We start from the raw sequence: 15370 nt of genomic DNA on the forward strand, positions 1-15370 counted from the left end.
CCGGGTAGTCGAAAATCGGCGCGCCGAAAACGAGTTTGACCGGGAGCTGCGTGGTCAGCTCCCGGCCCCCGGTTGCCACCCCCGAGATCTCGCTGTGAATGTCGTGCTACGATATAAAAGCCGGCGTTGGAATGGGGAACGGGCAATTTCTTTTGCGAGCCGCCCTGCATTGGGGAAAACAACTGCAGGCCCGGGAGCGCTGCCCCGCCGCCGCCGACCTTGCGAGTCTTTTTGCCTCGCCTGACGCTGTGCGCAATGCACACCAAAACGTCGCTGTCGTGTGGCTAATATGCATTGCGGTGTGTAGACTTAGCGGGTGAAGGATTTCACAGGGCATTGGGAGGACAACAAAATGCCACGGGTTTCGGAGCTTTTCTTCAAGACGGCCATCGTCTTTCTCATCCTGGGCATAGGCGCCGGGCTGCAGATGGCGATTTCGGGCGACCACGGCGCCTTCCCGGCGCACGCCCACATCAACCTTCTCGGCTGGGTGACCAGCGCGATCTTCGGCGGTTACTACGCGCTCAATCCGGCCAAGGCCGAGCGCCGCATCGCCATGATCCACTACGGTCTCTACACGGTTGGCCTCGTGATCATGCTGCCGGCGCTCTACTGGATGCTGGCCGCAGGCCATCCGGAGATCGAGCCGGTCGTGGCGATCGGCTCGCTGATCGTCGCCGCCGCGGTGCTGACCTTTGCCTTCATCGTCTTCTCGTCCGCAGAGACGGTGCGCTCGGCCACGGTTGCTCCGGCGCAGTAACGGTGCACCCAACAGCGCGTCGCCTGAACCGGCCCAGTGCGACGCGCTCAATTGCTCGATCGCACGCGGCCAAGATTGGCACGTCATCCTGTGGCGGAGCAGGGAGCGAAGCGACGCGGCGCAGACTGCAGGCCGTAAGCTCAGAGCGTTACGACGGTTGAGAATTCCGCCGCGCTGCGTTCCTCGACGAGGTCACAGCGTGGGTTCTCGGGTCTTCGCTCCGCTTCGCGTCGCTACGCCCAACGATGACGGCGTTGGGGCTTCGGCCGGACGCTGAGCCGCCTTACGGCAGCAGCCTCGGGAACAGCCGCGAGATCAGCGCGTGGACGATGCCGTCGCGCTCGAACGGGCCGGGCAGCTTGGCGGGGGCGCCGGCGTCGCTCGCCTTGCTCTCGTCCGTGGCCCGGCCTTCGGCTTGCACGAGCCACAGCACGGCCACGAAGTAGCCTGCCTGCAGCACCACGCCCGCCAGGAACGTCCAGCCAAGCGACTGCCAGACGGACCCGGTGGACATGAAGGTCCAGCCGAGAACCACCAGAAGCGTTGCCGTCATTCCCACAAGAAACTGCGGAAAATACATTTGCCCAACCGAGCGCCGCGACCAGTTAGGGTCTTCGACGATCTCGCCCATTGCTCTACCCATTTTGACCCTTGCACTTTTTCCGCCAGGATCGCAAGACTTCACGCAGACCCCTTGCCATAGGTCTTAATTCCGGCCCGCCGAAGGACCTACGCCTGAGGAACCCAGCCGAGGCCGATTCCGTTCCCTCGCGGAACGATGATCAGGAGTAGCTAATGGACGGCAGCGTCTACGCGGCGCGCTGGCTTGTTGCGCCTGCTTTTGGAACGCGCATCGTCTTCGCCGCTGCCGCAATGCTGCTGAGCTGACGCCCTCTGACGATCGCCGCAGTGCCCGCCCGCCGAGCACGTCCCTTCATCGGCGGGAGGCCGGCCTCTCCGCCTTTCCGCGAAAGAAGTGGAGGGTTAGCTCTGACCCCCATTTCGGCCGGATCACGTCGCGGCCGGCTAGGGGCTGGCCCACCGGCTACCGGGATTGGGGCCTTGGCTGCACCATTCTTGTATCGAAGGCGTCGGGCAGGCGAACGTGCGCCAGCGCCCTGACCGATCCCGTTCTCATGGCATCCGGCGGCAAGAGGATCACCATCTTGGCCTCGCGATCCGGCCAGAGTGGTCTGCCGCCGGTGAAGAACACAAGCGCCACAACGCAGATCAGAAGAACGGCGGCGAACAGGTTCGCAATGATCTCTCCGAGTTGCATGCAGCACCCCCAAAAGGAGCACCCGCCGCATCGCAGGTAGCGGCGGGTGCAACAGCAACCGACGATGAAGGGACCTATGCTCGCCAGTCATGACTCCAACAACATAACTGCCTGTATGTTTCGAGAGGGGGACCAATGCCCTGCCAAACCAGACCTCAGTCCGACGGCTGTGTTGCGGCGAGGGCGGGCGATAAGGCTTGGACGGGGCTGCCCCGGCCTCGGGAAGGGGCGTTTGCGCCCGCGGCTGAAGCGACATAAGAAAAGCCCGCCATGCCATGCGGCACGGCAGGCCTCCTGTCTGAAATGCTGTCTGGATCAGGCCTCCAGGATCACGACGATCTTGTAGGTGTCCGGATCCACGATCACGATGCGCCCGTCGGCCAGCACGAAATACATATAGGTTTCGTAAGCCGGGACGATCTTGACGATGCGGGCCGGCAGGCGATGCAGCCGGATCTTTTGCCGCGGAACCTCGACGCCGATCGAGATGTCGAAGCTGACATCGCGAACCGGCTGGACGTTGGTCTCGCGGATGATCTGCGTGATCTGCGTCCGCTGCTCGACCGTCACATTGGTGATCGAGGCCGTCTTGTCCTGGTCGGTCTGGACGTTGCCCTGAGCGTTCTGCTCAGTGGTCGTACCGGTCTTGCCCTGAGCATTCTGCTCGGTCTGCATCTTGGTGGTGCCCTGGGCGTTCTGGTCGGTGGTGGTGCCGGTCTTGCCCTGAGCATTCTGCTCGGTCTGCACCTTGGTGTTGCTGTCAGCATTCTGCTCGGTGCTGGTGCCGGTCTTGCCCTGGGCCTGCTGTTTGTTCTTCAGCGTAGTGTTGTCCTGAGCATTCTGCTCAGTCTGCACCTTGGGGCTGCCCTGAGCATTCTGCTCAGTCTTGGTGTCGGTCTTGCCCTGCGCCTGCTGCTTCTTCTTCAGCTGCGTATTGTCCTCGGCGTTCTGCTCGGTGCTGGCGCCAGCCTCGCCCTGGGCATTCTGCTCAGTCTTCATCTTGGTGGTGCCCTGGGCATTCTGCTCGGTCTGAGACTTCATCTTGCCTTGGGCCTGCTCGCCAGCCTTGCCGCCCTTCGGGCAGTCGGCCTGGCCGGCGGCACAATTATCGCCGCCGCTCGGCTGCACGGACTCGGTCTGCGCCACCGCGGCGCCGCAACCGACGCCGAGCGCGATCATGCTCGTGATCAGAAGATGCTTCATCTGATTTCTCCTCGGAAAGTCGGTCCCTTCGTTGGTTAAACACGACTTGGAAGGCATTGTTCCGAGATTGTTTTGCCAAGCGGCGGCGGCGTTCTTACGCCGGCGGATGTGCGGAATTTTGCAGGAACAAGCCGTGGCCCTCGGCGTTAGGACGGTGCCGATCGGCTGTGGAAATCGCAGGCGCAGCAGAGGAGGCGATTGACCACACAAAGGAGACGACCATGAAAATGCACATCACCACCGCCGCCGCGGCCCTCCTGCTTCTCGCCGGCGCTGGCGCCGTCGCTGCGCAGGACACCGTCGTGATCGCGCCCGAGCAGGAAACCGTCATCAAGGAATATGTGCAAAAGCAGCCGCTGGCTTCGGTGAAGGTTCCCGGCATCGAGCTGAACATCGGCAGCACGCTTCCCGAGACGGTCGAACTGCACGAGGTGCCGAACGTCAAATATCGCTATGTCGTGGTCGATAACCGGACGGTGATCGTCGACCCCGGCACGCGCAAGATCATCAAGGTGCTCAATTAACCGATAGCGTAATCGGCCGAACGGATGGCCCGCCGCCGGTCACGGCGGCGGGCGGTTAACGGAAAATTATTAATTTACGATATCCTAACGGAACCTTTGACCCACACCCAAGTTGGGCGCTTTGGGTCAAATCTGTCTCATAGGCAACACAAACCAGTGGCAGAAACAAACCTGTCTCATAGGCAACACAAACCGGTGGCAGAAAGCAGAATCGGGCGGCGGCGAACAGGCATGGGCAGGGGCGAGGAGGACTAGTTAACATGTCGAAACGAGAAATCGGAACATCCCGCTCGCTCGGGATGCGCGTCGCCGAGTTGCGGGCCAGGATGGAAGACGCCCACATCACCGCACATGAAATAAAGACCTTCCAGAAGGTCGCGGCCATAATGGGGGGCGGCGATGGCTCCCTACGCATCGATGCGGACGATCTGATCGCCGCATCTTTCCTCACCGAGTCGTGCGAAGCTTCGCTGAACTGACAGCCGTCATCGATGTCGCCTGGCTGCCGTCCAGCACTGGGCGGCAGTGAGCGGCGCTACGCCGCTTGGCGCGACAAAAGCCTTCGGCCGCGAGGGCTTTTTCGATGATGCTTGGTTCGATAAGCCCGATCCTATAGGCCCGGACTTCAGCAGCCTGTCACGCCAGCGGCCATTGCCGGCGCTGCTGGCTTATGCTCCTGGCCTTGAGACGTCTGATCTTGGCTTCACGTAGCGCGGTGACCGGGTCGACGCCGGTCCACAGAATGCCGGCCTTCTGAGCGAATGCCACGAAGGCCTGCCGCGCTTCCCCAAGTTTCCTCTCGCCTGTCCGCGCTGCCTCGCAGGTCTGCACGGCCGCGGCATAACAGTCGCCGCGCATTGCCGGCGGCCATTCTTTGAGGAAATTCTGCATCGCCGCCAGGGAAGCGATCTCGCGCTTGAAACCGGCCCCGACTGCGATCGCCACCGGCGCGCGCAGCGGCATGTCGCTTGTGATGTGAACTGCAATCATGGCGGGCCTTTGCTGTCGAATTTATTCAATTCAAACAATGCGAAGCTGCCCCGGCGGTTCCGCCGGCAACAATCAATTAGGCGCCGCAGACGGAACAAGACCCCAATGCACGCGTTTGCCCCGGGAGCTCCTATGTTCGACCTGCCAGGTTTCCGCGACGGCGGAGGCGGGCGGAGCTCGCCAACACAACAGGAGACTTATGATGAAACGCACCCTTATTCCTGCTGTTGCCGGCCTTGCTCTGATCGCCGGCGTAGGCTTTGCCGCTGCGGACCAGATCATCGTCACGCCGGAGCAGCAGACTGTCGTCAAGGAATATGTCCACAAGCACCCGATCGCCTCGGTCAACATACTGGGGCTGGAACTGGGCGTCGGCTCGACGGTGCCTGACACGGTCGAGCTGCGGGAGGTGCCGGACGTTCAGTACAGATATGCCGTGGTCAACGATCGCACTGTCCTGATCGATCCTGGTACACGCAGGGTCATCCACGTCATCGAGTGATCTTACGCTTACGAGCCCCGATCCTCCCGCCATGCCGGCGGGGGGATGCCGGCTCCTAGGAAGGAGTCGCAGCCATGCATCACCCCCATGTCGAATCAGTCGACTGTGCAAAGGCGGTCGACCAGCTTCTGGCCGAACGCCGCACTGGCCTCTTATCGATGAAGGAAGCGATTGGCCTGCTGCGCAGGCGCACCGGAACCGAACGCTCTGACGCCGATTTAGCCGCATTGATTACAAAGAAGGCGGCGTATCTGGGCGTTGCGATCGTCTCCGACGTGCACTGAAGAAATCGCTGCCGAAGTTCAGGCACCTACGCGTCGATGCGCAAGACGCCACCGGAAAATTCAGCTAATGTTTCCGTCGGGGAGCGGCCCCACTCAAAGGAGGCGACAGTGACGGACGACAGGCAGGAACGCATTCGCCGGCGGGCGCACGAGATCTGGGAGCAGGCCGGCCGGCCGGAAGGCGCGCATATGGAGCACTGGGACCAGGCGGCCGCCGAGATCGACGCCGAAGTAAAGCCGAAGTCCAAGGCCGCGCCCAAAAAGACGGCCGCCGCCAAGCCGAAGTCGGCCAAGGCCGAAACGCCCGCCAAAGGCCCCGCCAAGGCCAAGGCTCCTGCCAAGCCGAAAGCCAAGACCTGACCCCAGCGGCCGTTCCGCCGCTGCCATCCGCACAATCGAAATGTAGCAAGCCCGCGCCCGAAGATTTAGGGCGCGGAGGTGGAGGCTAAACGGCTATCGCCTCCCTTGCTTTCTGGCGTATTGCGCAACGGCGCAGAGGAAAGCCAGCGCGGCGGTATCGCAGGCCGCCCGCGACGGCGACGGACCCTTGGCAAAAAGCACCGCGTCCGCGATCGGGATCGTCAGCCCATGCTTCCTGGCGAATGAGGTGACTTCGTAAGGCTGATCGTCGGCTGGTGCGCCGATGTCGATTTGCTGGTCTATCAAACGAGTTCCTCCCTGGTACGCGACTATGCCTTCCTTCGCCCGAAAGGAATTAACTACCGGCCGCTCGCCCGCGTCCACCAATTGGCAATTGTGTGAAACGATACATTTGTCGAGGTGCATCCGAAGGTTGCAAAATGGAATTCTCTGCACCCGCCGCGGGCGGAAACCGTTCCGTCGCCGCGCTCCTTCGCGCCCCCTCTGTCTCGTCGCGATTGGTGGTCTTCTTCCGCGAAGAAGGAAGACATCTCACTCCCAGGCATCGCTCGATTTTGCAAAGCGCACGGCCGCCGCAGTCATCGCGCACTCGCATTCGCTGATCAGCCTGAGGTTCCTCAAATATCGCGCGATCGTTTCGGGCAGCCAGGCTGCGCAGGCCTCGACATAGGCGCGGCCGTGCACCAGCGTGCCGGTCGAAAGCCGGTCGTCCTTCTCCGCGATCACCTTCAGATATTGCCGGATGAAGCGGATGTCGTCCGCGATGTCCTGGCTGGCCATGCGCCACGCGCCGGCCAGGCGTTCGCGCTCGGCGAGCGGCAAAGGCGAGAGCAATGGGCGGGAAAGGTCGGCGAAAGCGGCATGGTTCGCGGTGTTCAAGAACATCCCCTCAACGAAGGCAATATCGTACATTAGGTACGAAAAGTGGTCAAGAACGTTTCGTACAATTTGAACGATACCTCACCTGGACCGTCTCATGAAACCGTCGAGCTCGATGCGCGCTTCGTCGAGCGCCCTGCCGAGGACCAGGTCCACCATCTCGCGCCTGTCCGACTGAAGCAGTTGCAAGCCTTTGCGCAGCGCCTCACGCCATGCTTCGCCCCGGTTCCACGCTTCCGCGAAGGCATGGGCGAGGTCGTCTCGCCGACGCGTGGTCTCGAGCGCCTCGACCAGCAGGCCCGCTTGATGCAGGTCCTTTTCCCGCTTGGCGGCAGTGCTTCGTTCGCGTCGCGCCGCGACGATCAGCTTGTGGACCGCAAAGCGTTCGGGAGAGGGGACCAGCACCGGCACGCCGGAGCGGTGGAGCAGCACTGCCCGCACCGGGTCTCGGATCAGGAAATCGAGGAAGCGCAAGGGCTGGGCCGAGGCGCCGCCCAGCGACGGCATCGGGCTGGCATGGTCAGCATGCTCGTCGCTGCCTCGGTTCGGAGTGAGGAATTCTATGCGGTAGCGCGAAGCATTCTCGAACTGCGTCGTGCGCCCCGCATCGGTTCGGTGCGGGATTTCCCGGAATGTCGGGTCGACCGCCTTCAGCACCTCGATGAGCGGCGGCATGCTGTCGTCGACTTCGGCCGAGACGGAATGGAACTGGGCAAAGTCGGCATCGCCGGTCTGCAGCGCGGCTCCTGGCAGTTTGACGCCGAGATGCCCTGCATAGGTCTGGAAGGCGACGGTGCCGACGAGCACCGCGCGCAGGCGGAAGAGCCCGGCCTTTTCCAGCGCCTCGACGACGTCGCCACTGAAAGCATCGGGCGCCGCCAGACCGGCGTCGCGAACCAGCGTGGAGACCAGCTTGCGGCGAGCCCTGAGATCGTCCTTGATCTCCTTGAAGGCCGCGACCCGTTTGGCGATCTCGGGATCTTCCGCCGGGCCGACATAGCGCCTGGACTTTTGCGGCCGCGTCTCTTCGAAATACCAGTAGTCGCGGCCTTTCACCGGCACGCGCACGAAATTGCCTGCCGTCGAGAAATCGGTCTCGAAGGAGGCATCCAGGCTGCGCTGCACCAGCTCGGCATAGAGGGTACGATAGGCAAGATCGATGGTCTTCATGGCCGCTCCCGGGCGTGCGCAGCATTATAAGAAACCTGCAGTTTTCTTATAACTGGGCCTTATTCGGCGAGATTTCAAGAGCGTTATAAGAAACTGGTAAAAATCTTATAACGACCGGCATCTCCTAAGAGAGATGGGCCACTCTTCTGCGGATTGGGGAAACGGTTTGCCCGGTGCGGTCGACGTCACGCCCGAAGACTCGACCTGGAAGGCGTTGAGGCCGGGCTTGGAAGCTTGGAGCAGCGCAGCTTCCGTTACGCCGATTACGGCGTGCCGGGCGAGCACACTACCTTGATCGTTTCCGGAAACGTGTTCGTTGGCGCCAACCGACAAGCCGCCGCTGCTTTTTTCGAGGGACGCGGGCCGGCTACGCCTTCGCCGTCGACCGCGCGAAGCATGCAGGCGACCCGCTGATCGCGGCGAACAAGGACACGCTCACAACCCGGCGCTGAACGACCGGCATTTTTTGAAGGGTGCTAACGGCGCCATCGGCACCATGGACATGGCGAAGATGGAAGCGATGGGCGGGTATTTGTTTGCCTCGGGAATACTGCTCGACCGCAACGGCAAGGCGTTGAAGGAAAGGCCATACTTCGAGACCTACCCGTAGCGCAGGTAATTGTTGCAGTGGCCGGCGTTTCGCGAGCCATGACAGGATTGAGCATGTCGAGTTGCGCCGAAAGCGCTTGCGAGACTGCGCTGTCCGGAGCTGAAAGCAGGAGCGGTGCATATCTGTGCCGCAGATCGGCGACCGCCCATCTGCTGGTATCGCCGCCGCCGAACATCGCTGGTAGCACTTTTGCCTCAACGAAGCTCAAAGGGACGACCGCCTCCACCTGCAACCATTTCCAACGCGACATCCGCCCCTCTAAAATGCCTGTCTAGTTCAGTCCGAGGCTCAGCGCCTTCTTGCGGTCGGCCTCGGCGCGCTTCAAATCGCCCTTAGCTCTCCAGGAATGTGCCCTCAAATCGTAGGCGTCGGCATATGTCGGGTCGATCTCGATAGAGCGGCTGTACTCGGCGATGGCGCCATCGTGGTCGCCTTGGCTTTCCTTGATTGCACCTAGACCGAAATGGGCGCCAGCGCTCTTCTTCCGGTCCAGGCTGATCGCCTTGTTGAAGTCTCGCGTTGCGCTGTCGATGTCCTTTTTTGCCGCATAGGCAAAGCCGCGATCGATGTAGAAGCGCGCGACTTTGGGATCCAGTTCGATCGCCTTGTCGAAGTCTGTCATCGCACCCTCGTAATCGGCCTTCTCCAGCCTTTTGGTTGCCCGTCCGTAATAGGCCATGCTCCAACTCTGATCGATCTCGAGGCCTCGGTCATAGTCGGCTAACGCCCGGTCAAGCTCGTTTTTCTTCCCCCACAAAGCGGCACGCCCAAAATAGGCATCGCTGCTCTTCGGCGCGAGTTCGATGACCTTGCTGAAATCGGCAATGGCGCCATCATAGTCATGGGTGTCGGTGCGGACCATCGCCCGTCCGCGATAGCCGGCGGGGTTTTTCGGATCGAGCGCGATGGCCTGTTCGAACGCGGTGGTGGCGCGTGCATACTTGCGTTTCTTGTACCAGACGTAGCCGTGGTCGACGATGGTCTTCAACTTGCTCTGGTCAGAGCCGACAGGATCGCTTCCGGCTGACTTGCGTTTGGCCGCCACGGCGAGCTTGCGGCCCTCCTCGGCTAGGGCCAGCCTTGGATCCAGCTTGAGCGCCTGGTCGTAGTCGGCAATCGCCTGGTCGTAATCGCCGTTGGCGAGCCAGGCGCTGCCACGCCCGAAATAGATCGGCGCAGAACTGGGGTCGATCTTGGCCGCGCGGCTGAAATCGGCGATCGCTCGATCCAGTTCGTTCTTCTTGCTCCAGGCGACGGCGCGGCCGAGGTAAGCTTCGACGTAGGCAGGATAGAGTTCGATCACCTTGCCGTAATCATCGATGGCCGCGTCATACTTGCCCTTCGCTACCAGCGACATGCCGCGCCCCAGATATGCGGACGCCATTTTCGGATCGAGCGTGATGGCTTTGCTGTATTCGGCAATGGCGCGATCATATTTGTGCCTCTTGTAGAGGGCATCGCCGAGATCGATGAAAGCCTTGAGCTTCTTCGGATCAGGCCCGCCGGCTTCGGCCGCGACATCGCCTTTTCCTCTTGCCGCGTCGGCCGCCTTGCGGCTGACCAGGTAATCCGGATTGTGCGGGTCGAGGCCGATTGCCCGGTCGAAATCGGCGATGGCGCCGTCATAGTCCTTCCTGTCGGCCCGTGCCATGCCGCGCCCATAATAGCTGGCGGCGTCTTTCGGATCGATCGCGATCGCTAATGAATAGGCCGCGATCGCCCGCCCGCCGTCGCCCTTGGCGTGCCAGGCCATGCCCTTGCAAAAGAACGCGTCGCGCGCCTTCGGGTCGAGCGTGGCGGCATGGCCGCAATCGGCAAGCGCGCCCTCGACATCGCCCGACATGGTTTTGGCCATCCCCCGGCGGATATGGGCCGAGACCAGATCCGGAACGAGCTGGATCACCCGATCGTAGTCGGCGATCGCCAGGTCGTAGGCGCGCTTGGCGGCCAAGGCCTTGCCGCGGCCGAAATAGGCGAATGGGCTACTGGGGTCGAGCGCGATCGCCTTCTCATATTCTGCGATGGCATGGTCATATTTGCCCGCGTCGGAAAAGGTGTCGCCGCTCTGCACGGCGCTCAGGACACGTGGGTCGGTCGCCTCGGCCGCCTCCAGCATCTTTGAAGCGGACAGTATTCGCGTTGGGCTCGCTTTGCCTTGGCCGATTTGCTTGGCCAAGGTTTCAACGGCGGCCGCAACAGAGGGCTGCAACTGTTGCATGCCCACTGGCGGCGCCGGCCTGTTTTCGCCAACGGCAGCCTGCTCGTCACAGCTTCCAGTCCGCTTCAGGTCGAGTTCGATGGCACGCCGGCAATCGACTGCCGCGCCGGCCTGATCGCCCTTGAGCATCCGGGCGCGGCTGCGACCGAAATAGGCGTCGGCGTTTTCGGGATCGAGGCTGATGGCCTTGTCGAAATCGAGCAATGCGCCGTCCACGCCATATTTCGACAGCCGCATCTGGGCGCGCTCGAGCAGGATCCTGGCGGTCGCCGGATCCCTGCCTGGCTTCGCGGCGGTCGGCTTGCCTTGCTCGCCGGGCAGGTGTTCCCTGCACGTGCCTGCCCGCTTCGGGTCGAGCTCGACGGCTCGCCGGCAGTCGCCGACGGCGAGGTCGAAATTGCCAAGCAAGGCCTCCGCGATGGATCGGTGGTAGTAGGCATCGGCGTTGTAGGGATCGAGGCCGATGACAAAGCTGAATGTATCTATCGCGCCCTTGGGGTCGACCTGCATCTGCTGCAACCCCGATTTCATATTCCAGTCGATGGCGGCGGAATTGTCGCGCTTGGCATAGAGTTGCGGCGGCTCATACGTGGGAGGCGCGATAGGCTTGGCCGCCTGCGGCTCAGCTGGGATTGGGACATGAGCCTGACTGGTCGTAGCGCCCGGTGACTGCAGCACGGGTTGCCCCTCGGCCCTGCGCTTGCCGATCTGGACGCTCAGCCTTTCCTTTCGGTAGTCCGCGTTGGCCGGGTCGAGCGCGATTGCCTTGTCCAGGTCCGCTATTGCCTTGTCAGGATCGCTCGCCTCCCAGACAAGCGCCCTCTCGAAATACGATTTTGGATCGTCGGAACTGATGGAAATCGCTTTGTCGAGATCGGCAAGCGCCTCTTTCGAATTGCCGACTCGAGCCATAGTCATGCCGCGCACGCGGTAAGCCGGGGCGTTGGCCGGGTCGCGGCGTACGGCTTCATCCAGATCGGCGATAGCGCGGGCATAATTCTTCTTTAAGCCCCAGCTCTTGGCGCGGTTGAAGTAGAATGCGGAACTTGCTGGATTGAGCCGGATCGCCTCGTCGAATGCGGCGATGGCGCGGGTATGGTCGCCCTTTTCCTGCCATTCTATGCCGACCGCATTTTGGGCGGTGGCGGTTTGCTCGCCATCTCCGTCGCGCGGCTCGCCAAAAGCCTCGGCGATCCGGCGTGAGCAATCACGCCCTTTGTCTGCATCGACGCCGGCGATGTGCTTGCAATCGGCTTCCGCGCGCCTGCGCTCGCCCTTGGCGATCCATGAAAGTGCGCGGTCATGGTAAGGGGTGATGGGGTCCGCGCGGACACTCTCTGCTTTGTCATAGTCGGCTTGGGCCCGCGTGGCGTCGCCCTTGTCCTCCCAGGCGACGCCGCGCACGCCATAGGCCATCTCGTTGGCGGGATCGATGTCGATCGCCTTGTCGCATTCGACAATCGCACGGTCGTGCTCGCCTTTCTTGTTGAGTGCCCTGGCGCGGTCGGCATAGAGGTTGGCATCGTCCGGCGTGAGCGCGATTGCGCGAGTGTAGTCCGCTACGGCTCGCTCGAAATCTGCCTTGCTCTCCCAGGCAATGGCGCGATTGGTAAAGGCGGGCACGTATGTCGGATCAAGCGCGAGCACCTCGGTCATGTCGGCGATGACGCGGTCGATATCGTTCTTCTGCGTGTAAGCCAGGCCACGCCAGAAATAGGCGTTAACGCGAAGATCGGGAATCTCGGCGCTGTCCTCGGCGATGGGCGTGCAGACGCTAATCTGCTGGTCGGCGGAGAGGGCGCCGTCGCTGAAGCAAGTAGCGTAATCCTTGCTCTCTGCGAGGGCCGGACTGCGAAGCCCGCCAAGCAGCAGCACTATTCCCGCCGGCGCCAAAAGCGGGCCAAATGAAAGCCATGCAACGAATGCGCGGGCGAACGCGCCGGTGCGGCGTGACATGTTTTGATCCTCCCCCCGGAGTTGCCGCGGCAGCGGCTGCAATTACCTATAGTTCCGTTTTTGTTCCGAAATGCAAGCAGAAATTGCGAACGCTATCCTGTGCTCGCTCTCGGCCAAAGAACGCAACCCTCAAAGCCTGGCAACGCGAAGTTCTTCTTGTTCTTCGTTGAGCAACGGTTTCTCAGCGAGATTGTCTCTCACATATCGATCATTGAGCGCTTGACCCGCCCGATGATGGTGATCGCCCCTTCGAGCTCCGGCGGCGGGATGTCGAGATAGGACGCCGGCTGGAAGGGCGGGGTGTCGTTCGGGCGGTAGCGCTTGTAGGTGGCACGGCCGGTTTCGTCGGCGATCACATAGCAGCCATTGGTCACCAGCCGCTTGTCGCGCAGGTTGACGAAGATGATTGAATCCGGCGGCGAGATCTTGTTCATCGACGGTCCGTCGACGCGCAGCGCAATCCACTCGCCTTCCTCGAGATCGGCGGTGGGGATCGTCGGATAGTCCGAAAGGTTGACCACGCTGTCCTGGCTGCCGAGCTCGCCGGCGCTGATCCACGATACGATCGGTACGTCGATGGTGATGGGCGAGGCGGCGAGGTGCACAGGCGCGGCTTCGGCGCCGTCGACGTCAAACAAAAGCCAGCCGGGGTCGACGCCGAACAGCCGGCCGTATTTCTCCGCCGCCTTGCGCGACAGCGGCCGGTTGCCGTTCTCATGGCTGATAAGCGTGTTCTTGTTGATGTCGCGCAAGGCCCGAGCGGCATCGCTGGGCGAGGCATAGCCGGCCTGGGCGCGCGCTTGCTGCAATCTGTGCCGAGAATCCATCATCGTACAAAATGCCTGAAAATTATCGTCCAAATTGTACGATTTCGCTTGCGCGTCATTCGTACATAACGTACGCTTAGCGCATGAATGAGCCTACCGCAAGCATTTCCGCATTCCCTGCGAGCATCTCCGCCACGAATGTGCCGGGGCTGCCCGCGAGCATCTCGGGGCTGCCAACGAGCATCTCGGGGCTGCCCGCGAGCATCTCGGGGCTGCCAACGAGCATCTCGGGGCTGCCCACGAGCATATCGGGGCTAATTGATTCCTGGCAGAGCATCGGCGCCTTCGCCGCAGATGTCGGCTGCGGCTATGAAGCCGCCCGCCAGATGCGCCGTCGCGGACGCATCGCGCCGCAGCACTGGCCGCATGTGGTGGCCGCGAGCCGCAGGCGCGGCATAGCCGGCATCAGCTATGAATGGCTGGCGGGCCATCGCGCCGCGGCCGCCATGCAAGCGGAGGCGGCATGAACGCGCTTGCCTCGCCTGTCGAATTCCAATCGTCCGGACTGACCTCCTCACCGGTCCGGACGCTTTCCGGGGCTTCTGCCTCGGATCCGGCTGAACCGCCCGCACCCCGGTTCACCGGAACGGCCGGAGCCGCTCCTCCCCCGGCTCCGGCCCCCAATTCGGGCCGGCTCGTCTCCTGCATCCGCACCGAGGACGGCACCGTCATCCTGTTCGACCGCAAGGCGGACCTGGCGGTGTCGGGCCTGACCCGGGCCGCCGCCGAGGCGGCCCTTCTTCGCCTGCTTGGTGCGGCGCCCGGCGCCGCCTGATCCCAACCGTTTCCCTGACCTGACCAACGGCCCCGCGGCCGAACCCTGGCGCTTGGCTTCAAGCCGAGCGCTTCGCAACCCTTCGCAAGCAATGGAATGAGACATGGCTGCCGCCTACACCGAAAAGGAAATCGACGAGATCGCCGCCTGGCTGAAGGAGGGGCTATCGGCCTCCCGCATCGCCGGCCGCTTCAGCGCGCTGCGCGGCAGCCCGGTCTCGCGCAACGCCATTATCGGCATCGTGCACCGCAACGCCGGCCTTCGTGCCATCGGCTTCGCCAACCCGAAGGGTGGCCGCGCCGGCGGCAGGCCGCGGAAACATGCACGGCCGGACCGGCCGGGCCGGCGGGGCAGGGTGGCGGCTGGAGGTGTCACGCTCTCCGAGCCGGCAGCGCTTTCCAGGCATGCCGAACTGATTGAGGGCGCCGGCGCCGCAACTGCCAATCTCCCCCCTTGCGGGGGAGATGCCCGGCAGGGCAGAGGGGGGTGCTGTCCCGCCAACCTATCGGCTGTTGAGCTATCCACGGAGCCGGATGCCCGCACTCCACCGAAACCCAAAAAATCCAAAGCCCGCAAACCGGCGCCCAGCATGCCGCCCGCCTGGCTTTCCCCCGGCACCCGCGAGAAATCCGACGTCCAGCTCTACAAGCTCCCCGCGCCGCCGCCCCCGGTAAACCCCGGCCGCCAGCCGCATGTCGCGGCGATGCGCTTCCTTGATTGCCTGTTCAAGCGCTGCCGCGCGCCGGTCGATCTCGCGTTGCGCGAGGAGGCGGACGAGGATCCCGTCGGCGCGCGGCCCGGTCCCGACATGCTCTGCTGCGGCCTGCCGACGTCGGCCACGCGCTCCTACTGCGCGCATCATCATGCGCGGTTTCACGGCCATCGCGGGAGGGGGATGTGATGGGCGAGGCGCAAATCTCCCCCCTCGAGGGGCCCTCGAGGGGGAGATGCCCGGCAGGCCAGAGGGGGGTGCTGTCCCGCCGGCCTTTCCAATTGCCACCCAACACACCAC

19 protein-coding genes are annotated in these 15370 nt (G+C 63.0%); 10 read left to right on the forward strand and 9 right to left on the reverse strand.

All coding sequences use genetic code 11. The features are described 5' to 3' along the window. Positions 1-352 precede the first annotated feature (352 nt). On the forward strand, positions 353-760 hold the full coding sequence (locus P9228_RS27305) for a hypothetical protein (protein WP_067321684.1): 408 nt from the start codon (positions 353-355) through the stop codon (positions 758-760). Between the two features lie 283 nt (positions 761-1043). Here the strand turns inward: P9228_RS27305 and P9228_RS27310 are convergent, their stop codons facing one another. The 3 genes from P9228_RS27310 to P9228_RS27320 form a co-directional block, all read right to left on the reverse strand. Continuing rightward, positions 1044-1391, reverse strand: coding sequence for a hypothetical protein (locus P9228_RS27310; protein WP_245299725.1), 348 nt, complete (start codon positions 1389-1391; stop codon positions 1044-1046). A gap of 414 nt (positions 1392-1805) precedes the next feature. Further along, positions 1806-2039 (reverse strand): polymerase, encoded by a 234-nt coding sequence (locus tag P9228_RS27315; RefSeq protein WP_095824575.1) that lies wholly within the window; start codon positions 2037-2039, stop codon positions 1806-1808. A 315-nt stretch (positions 2040-2354) separates the two neighbouring features. Then, positions 2355-3242, reverse strand: a complete 888-nt coding sequence (locus P9228_RS27320; protein WP_278056576.1) for a DUF1236 domain-containing protein — start codon at positions 3240-3242, stop codon at positions 2355-2357. 221 nt (positions 3243-3463) lie between these two features. On the opposite strand from P9228_RS27320, the gene P9228_RS27325 reads away from it, so the two are divergent. Both P9228_RS27325 and P9228_RS27330 read left to right on the forward strand, forming a co-directional pair. Next, a complete protein-coding gene (locus P9228_RS27325) occupies positions 3464-3766 on the forward strand; it encodes a DUF1236 domain-containing protein (RefSeq protein ID WP_067001081.1) in 303 nt (100 codons plus the stop codon). Between the two features lie 260 nt (positions 3767-4026). Next, positions 4027-4245, forward strand: a complete 219-nt coding sequence (locus P9228_RS27330) for a hypothetical protein (RefSeq protein ID WP_067001044.1) — start codon at positions 4027-4029, stop codon at positions 4243-4245. A gap of 157 nt (positions 4246-4402) precedes the next feature. Here P9228_RS27330 and P9228_RS27335 read toward each other — a convergent pair whose 3' ends face one another. After that, a complete protein-coding gene (locus P9228_RS27335) occupies positions 4403-4756 on the reverse strand; it encodes a DUF982 domain-containing protein (RefSeq protein ID WP_278056579.1) in 354 nt (117 codons plus the stop codon). Between the two features lie 202 nt (positions 4757-4958). On the opposite strand from P9228_RS27335, the gene P9228_RS27340 reads away from it, so the two are divergent. The 3 genes from P9228_RS27340 (at position 4959) to P9228_RS27350 (ending at position 5902) form a co-directional block, all read left to right on the forward strand. After that, positions 4959-5258, forward strand: a complete 300-nt coding sequence (locus P9228_RS27340) for a DUF1236 domain-containing protein (RefSeq protein WP_067001089.1) — start codon at positions 4959-4961, stop codon at positions 5256-5258. A gap of 74 nt (positions 5259-5332) precedes the next feature. Further along, on the forward strand, positions 5333-5542 hold the full coding sequence (locus tag P9228_RS27345) for a hypothetical protein (RefSeq protein WP_067001047.1): 210 nt from the start codon (positions 5333-5335) through the stop codon (positions 5540-5542). A gap of 108 nt (positions 5543-5650) precedes the next feature. Then, the gene (locus P9228_RS27350; protein ID WP_095824572.1) at positions 5651-5902 is read left to right on the forward strand and encodes a DUF2934 domain-containing protein; all 252 of its coding nucleotides are present in this window, start codon (positions 5651-5653) and stop codon (positions 5900-5902) included. Positions 5903-5995: 93 nt separating this feature from the next. Here the strand turns inward: P9228_RS27350 and P9228_RS27355 are convergent, their stop codons facing one another. The 3 genes from P9228_RS27355 to P9228_RS27365 all read right to left on the reverse strand — a co-directional run bounded on the left by P9228_RS27355 (position 5996) and on the right by P9228_RS27365 (position 7972). Next, positions 5996-6208, reverse strand: a complete 213-nt coding sequence (locus tag P9228_RS27355; protein ID WP_067001092.1) for a hypothetical protein — start codon at positions 6206-6208, stop codon at positions 5996-5998. Positions 6209-6454: 246 nt separating this feature from the next. Further along, on the reverse strand, positions 6455-6802 hold the full coding sequence (locus P9228_RS27360) for a hypothetical protein (RefSeq protein WP_278056581.1): 348 nt from the start codon (positions 6800-6802) through the stop codon (positions 6455-6457). An 81-nt stretch (positions 6803-6883) separates the two neighbouring features. Then, positions 6884-7972: a GSU2403 family nucleotidyltransferase fold protein gene (locus tag P9228_RS27365; RefSeq protein WP_278056582.1), complete on the reverse strand. Its 1089-nt coding sequence runs from the start codon at positions 7970-7972 to the stop codon at positions 6884-6886. 316 nt (positions 7973-8288) lie between these two features. Between P9228_RS27365 and P9228_RS27370 the strand changes: the two genes are divergently transcribed. Then, positions 8289-8582, forward strand: a complete 294-nt coding sequence (locus P9228_RS27370) for a hypothetical protein (RefSeq protein WP_156751031.1) — start codon at positions 8289-8291, stop codon at positions 8580-8582. Between the two features lie 271 nt (positions 8583-8853). Here P9228_RS27370 and P9228_RS27375 read toward each other — a convergent pair whose 3' ends face one another. Both P9228_RS27375 and P9228_RS27380 read right to left on the reverse strand, forming a co-directional pair. After that, a complete protein-coding gene (locus P9228_RS27375; protein ID WP_278056584.1) occupies positions 8854-12756 on the reverse strand; it encodes a tetratricopeptide repeat protein in 3903 nt (1300 codons plus the stop codon). Between the two features lie 197 nt (positions 12757-12953). After that, on the reverse strand, positions 12954-13586 hold the full coding sequence (locus tag P9228_RS27380; protein ID WP_095828668.1) for a S24 family peptidase: 633 nt from the start codon (positions 13584-13586) through the stop codon (positions 12954-12956). Positions 13587-13666: 80 nt separating this feature from the next. Between P9228_RS27380 and P9228_RS27385 the strand changes: the two genes are divergently transcribed. From P9228_RS27385 to P9228_RS27395, 3 genes are all read left to right on the forward strand, one after another. Next, positions 13667-14050 carry a hypothetical protein gene (locus P9228_RS27385; protein WP_278056585.1) on the forward strand — a complete coding sequence of 128 codons (384 nt, stop codon included), beginning with the start codon at positions 13667-13669 and terminating at the stop codon, positions 14048-14050. Further along, complete coding sequence (locus P9228_RS27390; RefSeq protein ID WP_278056587.1) at positions 14047-14358, forward strand: hypothetical protein; 312 nt, start codon at positions 14047-14049, stop codon at positions 14356-14358. Before P9228_RS27385 ends, P9228_RS27390 begins: the two co-directional genes overlap by 4 nt. Positions 14359-14461: 103 nt before the next feature. Beyond that, the gene (locus P9228_RS27395) at positions 14462-15259 is read left to right on the forward strand and encodes a GcrA cell cycle regulator (protein WP_278056589.1); all 798 of its coding nucleotides are present in this window, start codon (positions 14462-14464) and stop codon (positions 15257-15259) included. Positions 15260-15370: the final 111 nt, after the last annotated feature.

Origin of the sequence: Mesorhizobium sp. WSM4898, from assembly GCF_029625845.1 — a bacterium.
Classification (GTDB): domain Bacteria; phylum Pseudomonadota; class Alphaproteobacteria; order Rhizobiales; family Rhizobiaceae; genus Mesorhizobium.

What these genes read in the sequence shown, in the direction of transcription:
- P9228_RS27375 (WP_278056584.1), bottom strand. Translation starts at nt 12,756, where the DNA reads ATGTCACGCCGCACCGGCGCGTTCGCCCGCGCATTCGTTGCATGGCTT.
- P9228_RS27325 (WP_067001081.1), top strand. Translation starts at nt 3,464, where the DNA reads ATGAAAATGCACATCACCACCGCCGCCGCGGCCCTCCTGCTTCTCGCC.
- P9228_RS27390 (WP_278056587.1), top strand. Translation starts at nt 14,047, where the DNA reads ATGAACGCGCTTGCCTCGCCTGTCGAATTCCAATCGTCCGGACTGACC.
- P9228_RS27320 (WP_278056576.1), bottom strand. Translation starts at nt 3,242, where the DNA reads ATGAAGCATCTTCTGATCACGAGCATGATCGCGCTCGGCGTCGGTTGC.
- P9228_RS27315 (WP_095824575.1), bottom strand. Translation starts at nt 2,039, where the DNA reads ATGCAACTCGGAGAGATCATTGCGAACCTGTTCGCCGCCGTTCTTCTG.
- P9228_RS27345 (WP_067001047.1), top strand. Translation starts at nt 5,333, where the DNA reads ATGCATCACCCCCATGTCGAATCAGTCGACTGTGCAAAGGCGGTCGAC.
- P9228_RS27335 (WP_278056579.1), bottom strand. Translation starts at nt 4,756, where the DNA reads ATGATTGCAGTTCACATCACAAGCGACATGCCGCTGCGCGCGCCGGTG.
- P9228_RS27305 (WP_067321684.1), top strand. Translation starts at nt 353, where the DNA reads ATGCCACGGGTTTCGGAGCTTTTCTTCAAGACGGCCATCGTCTTTCTC.
- P9228_RS27340 (WP_067001089.1), top strand. Translation starts at nt 4,959, where the DNA reads ATGAAACGCACCCTTATTCCTGCTGTTGCCGGCCTTGCTCTGATCGCC.
- P9228_RS27310 (WP_245299725.1), bottom strand. Translation starts at nt 1,391, where the DNA reads ATGGGCGAGATCGTCGAAGACCCTAACTGGTCGCGGCGCTCGGTTGGG.
- P9228_RS27385 (WP_278056585.1), top strand. Translation starts at nt 13,667, where the DNA reads ATGAATGAGCCTACCGCAAGCATTTCCGCATTCCCTGCGAGCATCTCC.
- P9228_RS27380 (WP_095828668.1), bottom strand. Translation starts at nt 13,586, where the DNA reads ATGATGGATTCTCGGCACAGATTGCAGCAAGCGCGCGCCCAGGCCGGC.
- P9228_RS27365 (WP_278056582.1), bottom strand. Translation starts at nt 7,972, where the DNA reads ATGAAGACCATCGATCTTGCCTATCGTACCCTCTATGCCGAGCTGGTG.
- P9228_RS27330 (WP_067001044.1), top strand. Translation starts at nt 4,027, where the DNA reads ATGTCGAAACGAGAAATCGGAACATCCCGCTCGCTCGGGATGCGCGTC.
- P9228_RS27395 (WP_278056589.1), top strand. Translation starts at nt 14,462, where the DNA reads ATGGCTGCCGCCTACACCGAAAAGGAAATCGACGAGATCGCCGCCTGG.